This is a genomic window from Pseudovibrio sp. SCP20, from assembly GCF_057774105.1.
The window spans coordinates 252,023-269,048 of record NZ_JBYMDH010000003.1; the positions used below are offsets into that span (position 1 = coordinate 252,023).

At 53.0% G+C, this 17,026-nt stretch carries 20 protein-coding genes and 2 tRNA genes; 6 read left to right on the forward strand and 16 right to left on the reverse strand.

All coding sequences use genetic code 11. From position 1 onward, the window contains the following. Nucleotides 1-116 precede the first annotated feature (116 nt). The 3 genes from pgi to AC3CB2_RS13800 all read left to right on the forward strand — a co-directional run bounded on the left by pgi (nt 117) and on the right by AC3CB2_RS13800 (nt 2,609). On the forward strand, nt 117-1,760 hold the full coding sequence (pgi, locus tag AC3CB2_RS13790) for a glucose-6-phosphate isomerase (protein ID WP_352933374.1): 1,644 nt from the start codon (nt 117-119) through the stop codon (nt 1,758-1,760). A 115-nt stretch (nt 1,761-1,875) separates the two neighbouring features. Further along, a complete protein-coding gene (locus AC3CB2_RS13795) occupies nt 1,876-2,151 on the forward strand; it encodes a YMGG-like glycine zipper-containing protein (protein WP_037036170.1) in 276 nt (91 codons plus the stop codon). 194 nt (nt 2,152-2,345) lie between these two features. Further along, nucleotides 2,346-2,609: a YMGG-like glycine zipper-containing protein gene (locus AC3CB2_RS13800; RefSeq protein WP_008547901.1), complete on the forward strand. Its 264-nt coding sequence runs from the start codon at nt 2,346-2,348 to the stop codon at nt 2,607-2,609. A gap of 12 nt (nt 2,610-2,621) precedes the next feature. Here AC3CB2_RS13800 and AC3CB2_RS13805 read toward each other — a convergent pair whose 3' ends face one another. Together AC3CB2_RS13805 and ald are read right to left on the reverse strand one after the other, a co-directional pair. Further along, a complete protein-coding gene (locus AC3CB2_RS13805; protein ID WP_352933377.1) occupies nt 2,622-3,569 on the reverse strand; it encodes a transcriptional regulator in 948 nt (315 codons plus the stop codon). 173 nt (nt 3,570-3,742) lie between these two features. Next, nucleotides 3,743-4,876 carry an alanine dehydrogenase gene (gene ald, locus AC3CB2_RS13810; protein ID WP_352933379.1) on the reverse strand — a complete coding sequence of 378 codons (1,134 nt, stop codon included), beginning with the start codon at nt 4,874-4,876 and terminating at the stop codon, nt 3,743-3,745. 156 nt (nt 4,877-5,032) lie between these two features. Here ald and AC3CB2_RS13815 point away from each other — a divergent pair, with 156 nt between their 5' ends. Beyond that, entirely contained in the window at nt 5,033-5,500 is a 468-nt protein-coding gene (locus AC3CB2_RS13815) for an Lrp/AsnC family transcriptional regulator (RefSeq protein WP_008547557.1), read from the forward strand. A 127-nt stretch (nt 5,501-5,627) separates the two neighbouring features. Further along, a complete protein-coding gene (locus tag AC3CB2_RS13820; protein WP_352933381.1) occupies nt 5,628-6,503 on the forward strand; it encodes an SMP-30/gluconolactonase/LRE family protein in 876 nt (291 codons plus the stop codon). 599 nt (nt 6,504-7,102) lie between these two features. Here AC3CB2_RS13820 and trhO read toward each other — a convergent pair. The 14 genes from trhO to AC3CB2_RS13890 all read right to left on the reverse strand — a co-directional run bounded on the left by trhO (nt 7,103) and on the right by AC3CB2_RS13890 (nt 14,386). Further along, complete coding sequence (gene trhO, locus AC3CB2_RS13825) at nt 7,103-7,921, reverse strand: oxygen-dependent tRNA uridine(34) hydroxylase TrhO (RefSeq protein WP_083416676.1); 819 nt, start codon at nt 7,919-7,921, stop codon at nt 7,103-7,105. A gap of 169 nt (nt 7,922-8,090) precedes the next feature. Next, nucleotides 8,091-8,417, reverse strand: coding sequence for a RebB family R body protein (locus AC3CB2_RS13830; protein WP_037036168.1), 327 nt, complete (start codon nt 8,415-8,417; stop codon nt 8,091-8,093). A 139-nt stretch (nt 8,418-8,556) separates the two neighbouring features. Continuing rightward, nucleotides 8,557-8,877: a RebB family R body protein gene (locus AC3CB2_RS13835; protein WP_008547907.1), complete on the reverse strand. Its 321-nt coding sequence runs from the start codon at nt 8,875-8,877 to the stop codon at nt 8,557-8,559. A gap of 158 nt (nt 8,878-9,035) precedes the next feature. Next, nucleotides 9,036-9,332 (reverse strand): RebB family R body protein, encoded by a 297-nt coding sequence (locus AC3CB2_RS13840; RefSeq protein WP_352934168.1) that lies wholly within the window; start codon nt 9,330-9,332, stop codon nt 9,036-9,038. A gap of 314 nt (nt 9,333-9,646) precedes the next feature. Next, nucleotides 9,647-9,988 (reverse strand): RebB family R body protein, encoded by a 342-nt coding sequence (locus tag AC3CB2_RS13845; RefSeq protein ID WP_014286521.1) that lies wholly within the window; start codon nt 9,986-9,988, stop codon nt 9,647-9,649. 118 nt (nt 9,989-10,106) lie between these two features. Further along, a complete protein-coding gene (locus tag AC3CB2_RS13850; RefSeq protein WP_352933385.1) occupies nt 10,107-10,760 on the reverse strand; it encodes a hypothetical protein in 654 nt (217 codons plus the stop codon). 23 nt (nt 10,761-10,783) lie between these two features. Further along, on the reverse strand, nt 10,784-11,200 hold the full coding sequence (locus AC3CB2_RS13855; protein WP_352933387.1) for a hypothetical protein: 417 nt from the start codon (nt 11,198-11,200) through the stop codon (nt 10,784-10,786). 30 nt (nt 11,201-11,230) lie between these two features. Beyond that, nucleotides 11,231-11,404, reverse strand: a complete 174-nt coding sequence (locus AC3CB2_RS13860) for a hypothetical protein (protein WP_008547374.1) — start codon at nt 11,402-11,404, stop codon at nt 11,231-11,233. Nucleotides 11,405-11,423: 19 nt separating this feature from the next. Continuing rightward, a complete protein-coding gene (locus AC3CB2_RS13865) occupies nt 11,424-12,140 on the reverse strand; it encodes a hypothetical protein (protein WP_352933393.1) in 717 nt (238 codons plus the stop codon). Nucleotides 12,141-12,154: 14 nt separating this feature from the next. After that, the gene (locus AC3CB2_RS13870) at nt 12,155-12,415 is read right to left on the reverse strand and encodes a RebB family R body protein (protein WP_008547676.1); all 261 of its coding nucleotides are present in this window, start codon (nt 12,413-12,415) and stop codon (nt 12,155-12,157) included. A 76-nt stretch (nt 12,416-12,491) separates the two neighbouring features. Continuing rightward, a complete protein-coding gene (locus AC3CB2_RS13875) occupies nt 12,492-13,073 on the reverse strand; it encodes an RNA polymerase sigma factor (protein ID WP_352933396.1) in 582 nt (193 codons plus the stop codon). Nucleotides 13,074-13,529: 456 nt separating this feature from the next. Then, entirely contained in the window at nt 13,530-14,078 is a 549-nt protein-coding gene (locus AC3CB2_RS13880; RefSeq protein WP_352933399.1) for an AAA family ATPase, read from the reverse strand. A gap of 139 nt (nt 14,079-14,217) precedes the next feature. Next, nucleotides 14,218-14,293, reverse strand: a tRNA-Lys gene (locus AC3CB2_RS13885). Nucleotides 14,294-14,310: 17 nt separating this feature from the next. Then, nucleotides 14,311-14,386, reverse strand: a tRNA-Lys gene (locus AC3CB2_RS13890). Nucleotides 14,387-15,246: 860 nt separating this feature from the next. Between AC3CB2_RS13890 and AC3CB2_RS13895 the strand changes: the two genes are divergently transcribed. Beyond that, on the forward strand, nt 15,247-17,019 hold the full coding sequence (locus AC3CB2_RS13895) for an acetolactate synthase 3 large subunit (protein ID WP_037036273.1): 1,773 nt from the start codon (nt 15,247-15,249) through the stop codon (nt 17,017-17,019). The last annotated feature ends 7 nt before the right edge of the window (nt 17,020-17,026 follow it).

Genomic DNA, 17,026 nt, shown 5'->3' on the forward strand with positions numbered 1-17,026 from the left:
AAGCTTTAAAGCAGTTTGCACGCCTTACTAAGCGCGCAGGCTGCTTTTGGGTAAATTGGCAAGGCGCGATACTCGCTGCCAGCCAGAAGCTATTACAAGAATAAATGGAGGCTTTGATGCCGACCGCAAATCCAAAAGATATCTTTAAGCGCCTTGAAGAGCACGCTCAGGCCATTCATTCCACCAAGATTACTGATCTCTTCGCTGCAGATCCTTCTCGTTTCGACAAGTTCTCCCGTTCTGCTGATGACCTGCTCTTCGATTTCTCCAAGAACAAGCTAACCGAAGAAACCCTCGAGCTCCTGCTTGAGCTTGCACGCGCTGCCAACGTGGAAGCAAAGCGCGATGCCATGTTCGCAGGTGAGCACATCAACACCACTGAAGACCGCGCTGTTCTGCACACTGCTTTGCGCAATCAGTCCGAGAACCCTGTTCTGGTCGACGGCAAAGACGTCATGCCGGACATCAACGAAGTGCTCGTCAACATGGGTGACTTCGCAGAAGGCATTCGCTCTGGCGAGATCACCAGCTATTCCGGCGAGAAGTTCACCGATGTGGTCAACATCGGCATCGGCGGTTCCGACCTCGGTCCTGTTATGACCACATTGGCTCTGGCTCCTTATCACGACGGTCCGAACCTGCATTACGTCTCCAACGTCGATGGCGCTCATATCGCTGACACACTGGCGAAGCTGAACCCGGCAACCACGCTGTTCATCATCGCCAGCAAGACCTTCACCACGATTGAGACCATGACCAATGCGGCAACCGCACGCAAATGGATCGCAAAGCACTGCGGTGAAGAAGCAGTTGGTGCACACTTTGCAGCAGTCTCCACCGCTCTGGACAAAGTCGCAGCTTTCGGCATCTCCGAAGAACGCGTCTTCGGATTCTGGGACTGGGTTGGCGGTCGCTACTCCATCTGGTCAGCCATCGGCCTGCCACTCATGATCGCCATTGGTCCGGATGCATTCTCCGACTTCCTCGGCGGTGCACATGCCATGGACAATCACTTCCGCACCGCACCGATCGAAGACAACATCCCGTTCCTGATGGGCCTTGTCGGCGTTTGGCATCGCAACGTGTTGGGTCACGACACCCGCGCAGTACTGCCATACGATCAGCGCCTCTCCCGCTTCCCTGCTTACCTGCAGCAGCTGGATATGGAATCCAACGGCAAGAGCGTCACCAAAGACGGCACTGCTGTTGAAACTGAAACCGGTCCAATCGTCTGGGGCGAGCCTGGCACCAACGGTCAGCACGCATTTTACCAGCTGATCCACCAGGGAACGAGCATCATCCCCTGCGAGTTCCTCGTTGCTGCCAACAGTCACGAAGACGACCTGCAGAACCACCACAACCTCCTGCTTGCCAACTGCCTTGCCCAGAGTGAAGCCCTGCTCCGCGGTCGCTCTTTGGAAGAGGTTGAAGACAAGTTTCGTAAAGATGGCAAGTCTGAAGAAGAGATTGCCAAACTAGCTCCACAAAAGGTGTTCCCGGGTAACCGGCCTTCAACCACCCTCATCTATGATCGTCTCGATCCATTCACACTGGGTAGATTGATCGCGTCCTATGAGCATCGCGTCTTTGTTGAAGGCGCAATTTGGAACATCAACTCCTACGACCAGTGGGGTGTTGAACTAGGAAAAGAACTCGCGACTCAACTTTTACCAATGGTTGAAGGCAGTCAATCCGCAGCGAACAAGGACAGTTCGACCCAAGGTTTGTTGAAATACCTAAAGAAGGCACGGAACCTCTAATTTTTAACAAACTTTAACCATGTTCTTTTTGTTAGCTCGTTCTCACAAAACACGAGCTGCCAGGAGGTATCGGGGTCCGGTCAAATTGGGATTGGCAGCAAAAGGAGACTGGAAAATGAAGAAACTTGCTCTCGTGGGCGTAAGTGTAGGTCTACTGGCTCTGGCTGGCTGTAACTCAACTTCAAGCACAGACCGTACGCTCGTAGGCGGTGGCCTTGGTGCCGCAACAGGCGCAGCTATCGGTGCTGCCACAGGCGGTGGTGTAGGAGATGCACTCGCAGGCGCTGCAATCGGCGGCGTTGCTGGCGGTATCATCGGTAACGTCACCACACCGAAGAACTGTACAGCCTACGATCAGTATGGCCGTCCTTACCGCGTGAAGTGCCCATAAGCCTCGCAAAAAGATTTGGTTCTACCATTCCAAAGGCCCTGCACCCGCAGGGCCTTTTTTGTTGCATACCTACAAGTTGCAACAGACAAAAAGCTTCCGCTTAACCACGCTCCCATCTCATCAGCTGCATTCATTCATCCGCAACAGATCCGGTACTACCGTGGGTTTCAAACAATCAGACCATGGGTAGGACCGTGAGAAAAACAATAATAATAACAGCCACCCTGCTCACACTCGGTGCTTGCAGTGAGTACAACAGAACTGACCGCGCCCTCGTTGGTGGTGGCCTGGGCGCTGCAACTGGTGCTGCCATCGGCGCAGCAACGGGTGATGTTGGGGCCGCATTTGCAGGCGCTGGTATCGGTGCTCTGGCAGGCGGTTTGATCGGCGTAGCAACCACACCGCGCCGCTGTGTTGGATACGATGCGTATGGTCGCCCCTATTACTATCGCTGCTGACGGCAATCGGCTCTAAAGATCAGACATAAAGTCCGGTGCAGCCATATCCAGTTTGAAGCTGCGCGGACTCTTGGCGCTTGAACTCTGTCGCACCATCTTCTTGTAGATCATCTTATGCGCAGCCGCCAAAGCCATCTTGGCGTACTTCATAGCCCCGAGGCTGTGCCGACTACCCGAGATCCCGGCAGCTCTCAGCAAACCATTGGCATAAACGATCGCATAAAAGTCCCGGATCTCCTTGGTGAAGTGCTCAGTCGTCACCGAGATGTTCACCTCATCATGGTTCTCCACCCGGTGCGGATTGTTGAGCGGCCAGTGAGCCATCTCGCCCGGGCTCAGCGTCACCTTTGTTGCGAACTCATCATACCAGGGCTCAAAACGGATCTCTTCTTCAGTCGTTCCAAGGAAGATCCCTTCCAGCTGCTCATCAGAAAGAAATGGGCCAGTGTTCTCGTAGATGTAAACGTCCTTATGGCCCTTCACTTGCCAAAGAGACTGACCGGGTACATCAGCATGATAGTACACCTGAGCACCGGGGGAAGAGATTAGCATCCCTGTTTTGTGCTTGAAGGTTTCAAAGCCCGGTACCTTCACCTCAAGCTCATCAAAGATTTTCGAGGTAATCTGCCGGAAACCTTCATCCCATTCCTGCAATGCACGCAGGGAAAGCCAGAAGCGTCCCTCTTCTACAGCACGAAGTACATCCTCGCCTTTAGCACCTTCAATGCTGCCCTGAAGCCATTGCGATTTCTTGGTGCCAATCGCACCGGGACGCACAAAGTCATAATGCTCAGAGGGAGTTGCCTCAATCAAACGCGACAGATTTTCCGGCAAAAAGACTGGTAATTCGTGCAATCGGTTTTTCAGCAGCAGCGTATGCTTGCCGAACACCTCTTTGTAGTGCTCTTTCCATTCAACAATCAAATCATGCTGAAGAACCAATTCCAAATCATGATACATGACGCCGCCCAACCCGAAAAATACTAGTAAATTTTGACCAGTATATCGAAGTCAGGCCTGCAAACTCATTAACACTGCGGCAAACCCGAGACAGGGTAAACAGAACCTTTACCGACGAAAAACGGGAGCCCGAAGGCCCCCGCTCTCAAAACTCATCACGTCCAGTTGGACTTTCAGGCAGCTTCAGTTTCCTGAGCCAGCGCTGCTTCTGGAGACACGTAGGTGTAACCCAGGTTTTCAGCCACTTCAGCAACAGTCACTTGACCTTTGTACACGTTCAGACCTGGCATGAAGCCTGGAATGTCGCGCAGAGCAGCGGCATAGCCTTTGTCAGCCAGCGCCAGAACGTAAGGCAGTGTTGCGTTGTTCAGGGCGTAGGTTGAAGTGCGTGCAACAGCACCTGGCATATTAGCCACGCAGTAGTGAACCACTTCATCAACGATGTAAGTTGGATCCTGGTGAGTTGTTGCGCGGGAAGTCTCAAAACAACCGCCCTGATCGATTGCAACGTCAACCACTACAGAACCCGGCTTCATAGCCTTGATGTGTTCTTTGGTCACCAGCTTCGGTGCAGCTGCACCCGCAACCAGAACAGCACCAACAACCAGATCAGCTGCCAGAACTTCTTTTTCAAGCGCTGCACGGTTGGAGAACACTGTCTTCAGACGGGAACCGAAGCGAGCGGAAAGAGCGTCGAGCACATCAACGTTTCTGTCCAGAACGGTCACGTCGGAACCAAGGCCGATTGCCATTTCAATTGCGTGGGCACCAACAACGCCGCCGCCGATCACAACGGTTTTCGCAGGCGCTACACCTGGTACGCCGCCGAGAAGAACGCCAGCACCGCCATTTGCTTTCTGCAGAGCAGTTGCACCAGCCTGAATGGAAAGACGACCAGCAACCTGAGACATAGGCGCAAGAAGGGGAAGGCGACCTTTTTGGTCAGTCACTGTTTCATAAGCGATGCAGACCGCGCCGGATGCAACAAGGTCAGCAGTTTGTTCTGGGTCCGGAGCCAGGTGCAGGTAGGTGAACAGCAGGTGGTCAGGACGGAGCATCTTGCGCTCAACAGCCTGAGGCTCTTTCACCTTCACAATCATTTCTGCTTTTGCGAAGACATCAGCAGCGGTTGGCAGGATGGATGCACCTGCTGCTTCATAGTCAGCATCGCTCGCGCCAATGCCAACGCCAGCATTGGTTTCAACAACCACTTCGTGGCCGTGAGCAACAACTTCACGCACGCTGTCTGGTGTCAGACCAACGCGGTATTCGTGGTTCTTAATCTCCTTAGGAACACCTACAAGCATGTTTTTCTCCCAATCAGCTTCGGACCTGTGTTTCTACATAGCTTATGGAAATCTCTGCGGCAGATGCTTGCAATGTGCGCTCTAAACGGTACATTTTAGCAAACTTCTACGAATAAACATCATCTAGACACAATAATCTGCGAAAACGGCAAAGCTATGAAACTCGACAAGCTTGATAAAAAGATCCTTCGCGCTCTGCAGGACAATGGCCGTATTTCCAATTCTGACCTGGCAGATCATGTGGGCCTTTCCGCCTCTGCCTGCCTGCGCCGTGTCCGCACACTGGAGTCAGAAGGCGTTATCGAGAAGTACGTCGCTCTGCTCAATCCCAAGAAGCTCGGCAAGCGTATGAGTGTCTTTGTCGAGATCTCCCTTGGTTCCCAATCAGAAGAAGCCCTCTCCACATTTGAGAAGGCCGTGGACCGCTCCGCCGAGATCATGGAGTGCCATCTGATGGGCGGCGATGCAGATTACATCCTGCGTGTCATGGCAGATGATCCGGTCGATTTTGAGCGCATCCACCGTGACCACCTTACCCGCCTGCCCGGCGTTGTTCGCATGCGTTCCTCCTTCGCAATTCGCTCCACCAAACAAGGCAGCGCTCTGCCTATCTCGGAAGGCTAAACCGCCTTCATAAACCTTGCGTTTTTCTCACAGGCATACTCGACGCTTCTGCCAAACCACACTATAACAACGCTCAATTGTATATTGCCTGCGGCTCTCCCGGGCTGCATGAGTATGGAGCACGACTTTGACCCCAATTATCACTTGCTTGCTGGACGGTCGCTACGAGCTGGCCGAAGGTCTCCTCTGGGATGAACTGACAAAACACCTGTTCTTCTGCGACATCCTTGGAAAACAGATCCACGCAATGCATTGGGATACCAAAGAAGTCACCACATGGGACTTCCCGAAAGTCGTCGGCTCCTTCGGCCTCTGCAAGGATGGCCGCCTCATTGTGGCAATGAAGGACGAGATCATCCTGTTCAACACCGTGACCAAAATCTACGAGGTCATCGCAAAGATTGAGCCGGACAATCCACGTACCCGTCTCAACGACGGCAAGGTTGGACCAGACGGTGCGTTCTGGGTGGGCACTATGGATGACATCAGCCCAAGAACCCCAATCGCCAGCCTTTACCGCGTCGCACCAGATGGCAACGTCACCCAGATCGCCACAGAGATCCGCACATCCAACGGTCTGGCATGGTCCCCGGATACCAAGACTATGTACCACTCCGACACCGGCTCTGGTGAAGTCTTCGCTTATGACTTTGACCGCGATTTCGGTGCAGTCACCAACCAGCGCAAGTTCGCCCAGCTGGACAACACCGTTGGCAGACCGGACGGCGCAACCACTGACACAGATGGCAACTACTGGTCTGCAGGCGTTTCCGCAGGCAACGTCAACTGCTTTGCACCAGATGGCCAACTGCTGCAGTCCATCGCAATGCCAGTGCCGCGCCCAACAATCCCGTGCTTTGCAGGTCCAAACCTCAATACGCTTGTTGTTGCCAGCCTGCGCCCGCATGGCGATGACGAACTCCTCAAAGAGTTCCCTAAGTCCGGCGGCATCTTCGCAATGGACGTGGAACACAAAGGCCTGCCAACCTACCGCTTTGGATAAAGCATCCTGCCGAAAGGCAGATTGGCACGAAGATACAAACACTTTTAGCACCGCTGGCTCATGGCTGGCGGTGTTTTCGTTTGGTCCCAGCTACGGGGTGAGCAAGGCGAGCAGGCAGTGCCTGCGCATTGTAATTAAATAAGTTTCTTCGGCATTGGCTGCTCGCCTCGCCCGGGCGTTTTTGTATGAAACAAGATCTCCACCGAAAGGCATTGGGAGCAGGTGCCTACCCATCAGGATCAGCCCTCACAAAGCACAAGGCTTTAATCAGAACCTCTCCCTCTGAGCAGTTGCTATCCGGAACAGTTTGACCTGTCCGTGACAGCTGCAGCTGCCAGTGTAGACGCCCATCAGGTGACCAGCTTCCGCTTGGTCCCTGCACTAAAGACTTTCAAGGGGTGTTTCAACGGACCCGCCGGAGGATGCGTTACTTCACCCGGTAGCCCCGCCCAGCCCACGCCGCACTGACGGTCGGTCCGCCAGCTGCCCGTTTACGTGGACATGAGTTAAGTATGGACCATGCGCTGGCAGCGGGGATAAGTTTTTCTGCAGCCGGAAAGAAAAAGGGGCAGTCAAACTGCCCCTCAAAACTCTCAGCTTCAGCCTTCACTTGGCTCAGACGACTTATCGTCAATCTGATAAGGCGCAAGAACCTTCTTGGTCTTTTCAGGCAGGTTCTTCCCCCAGCCTGCATCCAGTTTGTGATCGACAGACACGCGGTCATCAAACACAAAGCACTCACCTTTCCAGAGACTGTCCTCTTCAGGCACTTTCTCCAGATAGTTCAGAATGCCACCTTCAAGGTGATAAACCTCATCAAACCCCTGCTCCAGCATCAGGCCTGTTGCCCGCTCACAGCGAATGCCGCCAGTACAGAACATGGCAACTTTCTTCTTGGCGCGCAGAGAGTTGTCATTGCGTTTGACCCATTCAGGAAACTCGTTGAACGTTTCCGTTTCAGGATCAAGAGCACCCTCAAACGTGCCCAGCGCAAACTCATAATCATTGCGCGTGTCAATCACGACCGTCTCTGGGTCGGAGATCAGCGCATTCCAGTCCTCTGGCTTCACATAGGTGCCAACAAGATCATTCGGATCAATATGATTGAGGCCCATGTTCACGATGGCTTTCTTCAACCGCACCTTCATGCGCTTGAACGGAAGCTTCTTCGCCCAGCTTTCCTTGACGATGATATCGTCAAAACGTGGATCATTGCGCAAGTACGCAATCACTTCACGCATCTGCTGCTCTTCACCAGCGATGGTGCCGTTGATGCCCTCACGGGCAATAAGAAGACTGCCGCGAATGCCTCGCTCCTTACAGAAAGCAAGCAGCGGTTCGCGCATGTCTTCGTAGTCTGCAAACTCAACAAACTTATAGAGCGCACAGACCAAAATGGGGGTCAGTGTAGGTGTCATTCTCAGCCTTTTGGCATTATTCGTGAGAATACCTATACTCATTTCCCCCCTGTCTGTCAGCAAGAGAGACTCTCCCAAAACGACAAAACCTCCCCTACCGAGGCAGGGAAGGTTCCGGGACAAACCGCCCAGTGTGTCATCGAACTCCGGAATTTCCGAAATGCGGAGATTACCGCGGACGGAAAGCTTCCAGGATCGTGAGCAGAGTTTGCAACTGATCTGGCGTACCAGACTGAGCAACCTTTTCCGTTGCCCCAGCTGCAGCCATGGTGTCCATGGAGTAGATCTGCATGACACCCTGGTTGGTTGCAGCCTGTGCCAGCGTATTCTGCTGCTGAGAGGCAGCTACGTTATTCTCAAAGAGAATACCGGTGGAATGCGCCATAGTCTGAAACAGCGACCCCATTGCCATGGCAGGTGCTTCTGCAACCACCTTCACATTCGCCTGGGTCACAGCGTCTGTGATCATTGGACTAACCGTATCTGGCATAGTCATCATCCTTCAATACAAAAGAGAGAGGTCGTGTCCGGTGGCCTTGCAGAGAACCACCAAGGGCATGCCCAACTGAAAACCAACCGGACACCATTAAACAGCAGTTTGAGAAAACGCCGCCGGACGGCGACGCCAGAACCTATTAGGTCGGGTTGAATACGCGCAGAATTGTCAGCAGCGTGTTCAGCTGATCTGGTGTGCCGCTCTGAGCAACTTTTTCGGTAGCACCAGCACCAGCCATCGTATCCATGGAGTAGATCTGCATAACTCCCTGGTTAGCTGCAGCCTGAGAAAGAATGTTCTGCTGCTGTGCTGCAGAAACATAGTTCTCAAAGAGAATTCCGGTGGAATGAGCCATTGTCTGATAGACGCTGCCCATTGCCATTGCAGGGGCTTCACCAACCACCTTTACGTTGGACTGGGTAACAGCGTCAGTGATCATTGGGCTAACAGTAGTTGGCATTCTAATAGTCCTCTTTCATACAGTTCTGGTCAAAATCCGGTTCTGCTTTTCCTTGAACTGGCTCCAAAGGAGTACGCACTACTACAACTGAAAGGATGCATCAGAACCATTCTCATCGCTCTGGCCTTGCACCAGAAAGCGAAGCTCGAAAGTTCCGGTTATTGATTGAAACTACGCAAGGTAGTCAGCAGCGTGGTCAGCTGATCAGATGTCCCGATCTGAGCAACCTTTTCCGTGGCCGATGCTCCGGCCATTGTATTGACTGAGTAGATTTGCATGACGCCCTGATTGGTCGTCGCCTGCGCAAGAGTTGAAAATTGAGAAGCCGCCGCAACGGAGTTTTGAAAGAGTATGCCCGTCGAATGAGCGAGAGATGTGTAAAGGTTCCCCATTGCAATAGCGGGCGCAGCCCCAATCACAGACACATTGGTTTGCGTCACAGCATCCGTCACCATGCCATCCTCTGGTATTACGGGACCAATCCCGGGTAGATCCGCCATAAAGTCACTCCCACCTAGAGCGCGTTCCGTTTGATTGAGTTCAATCAAACGACAAGAATTCGCTCAACTAACAATGTTTGAGCATGATGCGTGAATGCGAATGAACGCGACATGCTCTAAACAGCCGAACTCAAGAGCAGTTCGGTAAAACGCAGCCCTGCTTCACCCCTGATCAGGCACAGGCAGTGCTCTGACCAGAGGCAAACTCTCAATGATTTAGAAAACTGGAAAAGCCTTCCCGAAATGTGGGAGAGACCTCTCAATACGCCTTAACGCGAAAAGTACCGACGCAATGTTTCAAGCAAACTCTCATTCACCTGCTCGATCTCTTGCGGATCCATATGCGAAATGCTGTTTGCAGCAGCCATGGAACCAACAGAATAAGTATGCAAAATTCCCTGGCTCAACGCCGTCTGTGCAATGATGTTCTGGCGCTGTGCATTCGCGACAGAATTCTCAAAAAGCACCCCTGTTGATTGCGCCGCTGTCAGAAAGGTCAGCCCCAGAGCAAACGCTGGCGCAACTCCCAGAAGGGCAATGATATCAGCATCAACGGCTCCGCCATCGGAGGGTTTTGTTGAGCCACATTGTTCCTCAATAGTCTTTGGCATTTTTTCTCCAATATGCTTGTTATTATTGCCATTTACAGACTATTGACGCCGCTCCTTCTCATTTGTGAACTCTTCCCTAAGAGCCTCAGCCTTCGCTAAGGTTTCTTTCACACATCCCTCAACGATCACGAGACCGCTGCTGCAGATATCCGATCAGAAGCTCTGAGAGCTTGTCGTTAAGCGGCCCAATCTGCTTGGAAATCTCCGAGTTGATCTCCTTCTTTAGATAATCCCTCAAGGCTTCCGCCACCTGCACGGCCATCATTTCCTGATTAGCAACACCGCCCTGAACCGGCTGCCCAGTCATCGGAAACTGAGCCATCCCGGCCCCAGCCTGAGGCGGAGGCACACCCTGCCCCGGCGCCAGTTGCGGTGGCGGCTGGACCGGAGGCGTCTGCGGTGTTTGCACCTCCGCCTGGTCACTCCCGGTCCCAATCACGCTCTTAATTGTATTGATCTCTTCATCAATGGAGGTACACAACTTGGCCGCTGCCTGCTCCACCTCTGACACAATGCTCTGAGCAGATGTAGTGGCATCCTCACAGGCCCTGTTGATCTGCGCCTGCTGCTGCCGGATCTCCGCCACCACCTCGTTGTAGTTGGGAATACCCTGGCGCAGCTGCGCGAACTCGCTGGCGGCCTGATCCACATTCTCCTTCACCTTGGTGAGCTGCACCACAGCATCATCCAGCGCAGAGTTGAGCTCCGGCCCCGGTGTCGCCGTCACCTTCTGCGGACCAGCGTCTTGCGTTCCATTCACGGCTGTACTCATCGCCCCACTCCTCACGTCCTGTCTTACCAGTTGTAGTCAGAGTTCCGGTCCGGCCTGCGCTCCTCGCTCCGCTCTTCAAACTCGATGTCACCAGTCGAGGTAAACCGGGCAAGGAGTTCCTCTTCAACCCCGTCCTGCACCAACCGCTCTTCATCATCCCGGTCGTCATACCGATCTGCCTCTTCCTGAAGCCGCTCATCCCGGAACCCAAGCACCAGATCCGCCGCCGAAATCTCACCCTCACTGCCAAGCATCCCTTCAGCCTTCACCAAAGCATCCCGCGCCAGGCTCAGGTGGCACAGCATCCCCGGTAACCCCTCAACGCCAGACCGGGACAATGTTCGCACTTCTTCCTGCTCGATAACTCCTTCCCAGCGGCGCAACTGATTGAGGATCACCTCCTCCAATTCCTCTCGAATGTATGTAACGTCCCGTTCCATATCTCACCTTTTGAGCTGACAGGGGTCTGTCTATCGCGTCAGAGCCCGAAGAAAAGTCGCAAGCAAAATGTAGTCTCGTTGAAACAACCGTGTGACCTCCCGAACCAACTCCGCCAGTTCATCCACCTCCACATCATCCGGTTCAGACCGAACATCTGCAGCAGCTTCAAAGCCATAACGGGGCCGTTCAGCACGAGCGCTCATCCATCCTTCTCCCGGCAGATCACTCACTCACCTCTTGAAAGGCAGAGATCGCGTTGGTCACCATGGTGTTGAGCTCAGTCAGCGCCGGCGTTGCCGCAAGTGCCGGATCCTGCGCAATCTTCGCCGCCACAATTGCCTGCGCTGCCATGGAGATCTGCATCACCCCATTCATGTAGGTCTCTGCATCCTGCGAGGCATGCCCGCTGGATTGCTTGGTCATCACGTCTTCAGGCACCGAGATCATGGTCTCCAGACCCTGAAAGTTCTGGAAGTTCGTGAACTGGACAGCCTGAGTGATCTGATCATTCAAAGCAGGTGTCGCGGGCGCTGAGGTTGGCAACGGAGGATAGGACGGGCCTGACGATTTTTCCGATCCCTTGCTGGCTTCTACGCCTTGAGACTGACCGCCTGTACCGCCAGAACCAATGGCAGCCTCAAAGCCAGCACCGCCAGCAGGTCCCTTTTCACTATCCATGATCATGGTTTGTTGCGCTCCGGATTGACTATTGCTCTCACTTGCTGGGTTGACGGCTTGCTGTTCCGCCTGTGAGGACATTTTGACTGCCGGGGAGGATTGCTTCACATCCTGTGTTCTGGATGCAGCAGTGGCCTGAGCTGAGGAACGCAAACTATTATCACTCACAGGCCCTTGGAGCAGAGAGATCATGCGCCGACGACGCGTGATCGCATTCTCATACTCTTGAGAAGCTGTACTCTCACCTCTCTCCCTCACCATCAAATTCCCTCAAACTAGCCACCTGATGGGGTAGATTCAGAGCCAGACGTCGGACCGATCTCCATAATGAGCTGCACGCCCTTGGAAACTACGGCTGTCGAGATCTGGTTCATGGATTGCTGAGCATGGGTCGCATTCTGCACCGAGAGCCCCGTTGCATTGCTAACCACCTGATACAAATTAGCGATTGCCTGAGAGGGCGCCTCGCCCACCACCTTCACATTTGTCTGGGTAACGGCATCCGTCACCTGAGCATTTACAGTCTCTTCCGCCATGCTAGTGCCCTCGCAGTCTGAAATCGTTAACTATTCGGAAAGACGCACTCACATCCCTCCTGTGAACACAATCTGATCAACTGAACCGTCTGCGCTTCTTCTTGCGCGCATCCCGCAGCTTTTCACGCAGGAACTGCACCCGCTTACGCGCCAGTGCCTGGGAGATGTTCAGCTCCTCCGAGATGTCGCTGTAGCTGCGATCCTCGGCAAACTTGAGAGAAAAAATCTGCTGGTAGATGACAGGCAACCGCTCCAGCGTTTTGCCAATCAATGCAAGCTCTTCCTTTTGCGCCAAAAGAACTTCTTGCGGCGCCGCTTCCACCTCAGCGTTGGCAAGATGCTCATCGTAAACATCCTTTTCGCCATCCCTGAACTGGTACTCATAGCGCTTCTTGCGATACTGGCTGATGAACTCGTTCTTGAGCGCATACATGAAGAACGCAATCGGCTCCCGCATATTCAGGGGGCGCTGTTCAAAATGAGACGCCACCTTGATGATGGTTGCTGACATCAACTCCTCGGCAGCATCCATGTCACCACCCGTAAGGTGAAACGCCCTGCCAAAAATCTTTTTTCTATGCTCGTTCCAGTATTTCCAAACAGGCGTTAGATCCTGACGCCCATCAAGATGTTCAAGTCGTGTATTCTTGTAATACATCCGCCACACCTCAATGTATTACAGACAAACCTCCAGATAATTTCAGCAGGACATCACAGCAGGAACAGCAACATCGCCCCAGCGCTCTGATATCAACTTTAATTCGAGAGAAATTGTCCGTTTCGATACGATTGACGCTACGGATATTCTTGTTTTTGGAAAACCATCGCAATTTTATGGGTTGTATAATTTGATGCTTACAACCTTCAGTAAATACACTCAAAGCAACTAAAAAAGTTTGATATGATCCAGATACTTACGCCACTTCGCCCTACACACTTTGCAGATTTACAACACAACCTGAAACACGATGCTCGCCTGTTAACAACCTATAGGGTGTAATTCCAAACCTCACACAACCCGGAAAAGGCATAAGGCCAATCTCATAGACCGAGTTTCACCCTGCCCTTAATAGACAGCCCAACTCTCTTTTTGTGACATGGCCGATTCTGGAAATTAAATCTGGAGCGACCTTTCGGCCTGCTCAATCACAAACCGGGCGCGCTCTTCAACTGTCATCTGCGGCACTTCAGTCAGCTCGTATCCAAACGCCCGATAGACTGCAACATTCGCTTCATAGTCACGACAAGCGAACTCAAAATCATGCGTCCGCTCTGCGTCACTCTCAAAGATCTGTTCCCATGGTGCACAAACAAACACCGGATCCGCAAACCGCCTCGCTCGCGCAGCTGCAATCATCTCCTCTGAGACAGGAGCTCCGATGATCCTGCTATACGCGATGGCTTCAAGAAAGCTGCGATCATGAAACACCACAGCATCTGGCGAACTTGGAGCAACATCAAAAGCAGCGATTGATCGCTCAAACAGCAAATCCCGAAAAGCAATCGCATCCCTATCAGGAAGAGCTAACCCACCTGATGCAAGCTGCTCACGCACCACCTGCCGTCCAACCTCCTCCCGGCAGTCGTACCCAAGCAGCTTTAATGAGCTCAGCAATGTAGATTTTCCGGCACCAGACGCACCGGTGATGACAAAACGCGGCATGAGACCTCGCTAAGACACAATCAGCAAAATTCAAACAAGGAAATCTAAGAGAAAGAAGCGAGCATCGGAAACAAGCTACGCACAAGCATCACAGGCTTATAAGCCTTTGTGAAACAGTCACCAATTTTCGGGGAGAAAATGGTGAGCCCGCACGGGTTCGAACCGTGGACCTACTGATTAAAAGTCAGTTGCTCTACCAGCTGAGCTACGGGCTCACATGACGTGATACGCTTGGTGGGTGCACAGGGATTCGAACCCGGGACCGTCTGATTAAGAGTCAGATGCTCTACCAACTGAGCTATACACCCAAACGTTTCCCGCCGAAGCGATGGCGGGTGTATATAAAGCCTTTTGCGAGAGCGCAAGGGCCTAACTGCAACTTTTCAAAAATGTCTTGTGTAAAGTAAACTTATCCCAGACTAACCTATGCAAATCTACGAATTTTGGCAGCACAAATACAATTCCAGAGTGTGAAACGCGAAAAAACAATCCAATTTGAGGTTGTTAGCCCTGTTAGTAATTAGTCCAACACCCACTCCACGCCAAAATTGTGCTGCTCCCTCCTACACCTGCAAACAGGAGAGGTAGAACATCGCACTGCAACCGAAAGACATAAGACGCCACCGCACTGCAAAATCGCACAATTCTGCGGGTTCTCCAAAGCGCACCAAATGCACCGGCAGAACCTGATGCAAACACGACGAGCATGTTCTGACGTTGCGCAACTTTCGCAAAGTACCCCGACACTTGCAGATAACTCAAGAAAACAAGAGGTCATTGCGGCGCAACATTAAGAAGAAGCCACTTGACGCTTTTACGTATCTAAGCCTAATCTCACCCCGAATTTTAGAGTTTACCTGAGCGATTCAATGGTGAAGCGCGGTAATCTCTTACACGGTTGGAATTATGTTAAGGGAGAGTGGAGCCCTGAGGCTCCCAATACCAGAATGCAAACTTCAATTCTTCTTATCGTGGTGGGAAGCGCGTCGCCGGAGTGAGCTAGCTCACTCGGAACGGTTAGACGCGCACAAGGAGCCAAACGGCTCCTTTTTTTATGGCTAATTCGCAGAGATGTTTAAAAGAGCAGCTCTGCAAAACAAACAGCTGGATTGATTGCACACCCTTCAATCGGGCGAAACGAGCAGATACAGGCAACAAGGACTTGATGATGCAACGGGAGATGACAGGCGCTGAAATGGTTCTCCAGGCGCTGAAGGACAACGGGGTGGAACATGTATTTGGATACCCTGGTGGTGCAGTCCTACCCATTTATGATGAGCTGATCCAGCAGGACTCGATCCAGCACATCCTCGTCCGTCATGAGCAAGGTGCAGGCCACGCTGCTGAAGGCTATGCACGCTCCACCGGTAAAGCCGGTGTTGCTCTGGTAACCTCTGGTCCGGGCGCAACCAACATGGTCACCGCGCTGACAGACGCGATGCTCGACTCCATCCCGATGGTTTGCATCACCGGTCAGGTTCCAACCAATCTGGTTGGCTCCGACGCCTTTCAGGAATGTGACACCGTTGGCATCACCCGCCCTTGCACCAAGCACAACTGGCTGGTGAAGGACGTTAATGATCTGCCACGCATTCTGCATGAAGCCTTCTACGTTGCTCAGTCCGGTCGTCCGGGCCCTGTTGTTGTTGACATTCCAAAGGATGTTCAGTTTGCAACCGGCACCTATGAAGGCCCTCAGGCAAACCCAAGCAACCACAAGAGCTACCGCCCACAGCTGAAAGGCGACATGAACGCCATTCGCGCGGCTGTTGAGCTGATGTCCAAAGCCAAACGCCCGGTGTTCTACACCGGCGGCGGCGTCATCAACTCCGGCGCGGCCGCAAGCCAGCTGCTGCGTGAACTGGTAGATCTGACTGGCTTCCCGATCACCTCAACCCTGATGGGTCTGGGTGCTTATCCGGCATCTGGCGAACAGTGGCTTGGCATGCTGGGCATGCACGGCACCTACGAAGCCAACATGGCGATGCACGACTGTGATCTGATGATCTGTATCGGTGCCCGCTTTGATGACCGTATTACAGGCCGTCTGGACGCCTTCTCTCCGAATTCAACCAAGATCCACGTGGACATCGACCCATCGTCCATCAACAAAATCGTGCACGTTGATCTGCCAATCGTTGGCGATGTTGCTCACGTTCTGGAAGACATGGTTCGCATCTGGCGCGCGTCCAGCTTCCATTCCCAGCCAGAGCTGAAGGGATGGCAGACGCAGATTGCCAAATGGCGCGCCCGGGATTGTCTGTCCTATCGCCACAGCGATGACGTCATCATGCCTCAGTACGCTTTGCAGCGCCTGAACGAAGCCATCAAAGGCCGCAAAGACGTTTACATCTCAACTGAGGTTGGACAGCACCAGATGTGGGCTGCTCAGTACCTGGGCTTTGAATCTCCAAACCATTGGCTGACCTCTGGTGGCTTTGGCACCATGGGCTACGGCCTGCCAGCAGCCATCGGTGCTCAGGTCGCTCATCCGGGCGCATTGTGCATCAACGTTGCAGGGGATGCTTCCATCCTGATGAACATTCAGGAAATGTCGACCGCTGTTCAGCACGGTCTGGCGCCTAAAACGTTCATCCTGAACAACTCTTACATGGGAATGGTTCGTCAGTGGCAGCAGCTGCTGCATGGCAACCGCCTCTCCCACTCCTACACCGACAGTCTGCCTGACTTTGTAAAACTGGCAGAAGCCTATGGTGCAAAAGGCATCCGCGTAACTAAGCCGGGTGAACTGGATGATGCTATTCAGGAAATGATTGAATCTCCTGAACCAGTCCTCTTCGATTGCTGCGTCGCTCAGCTGACCAACTGCTTCCCAATGATCCCGTCAGGCAAAGCCCACAACGAAATGTTGTTGCCGGACGAAGCAACTGATGAAGCCGTTGCAAATGCCATCGACACCGCAGGCAAGTCATTGGTATAGGATAAAG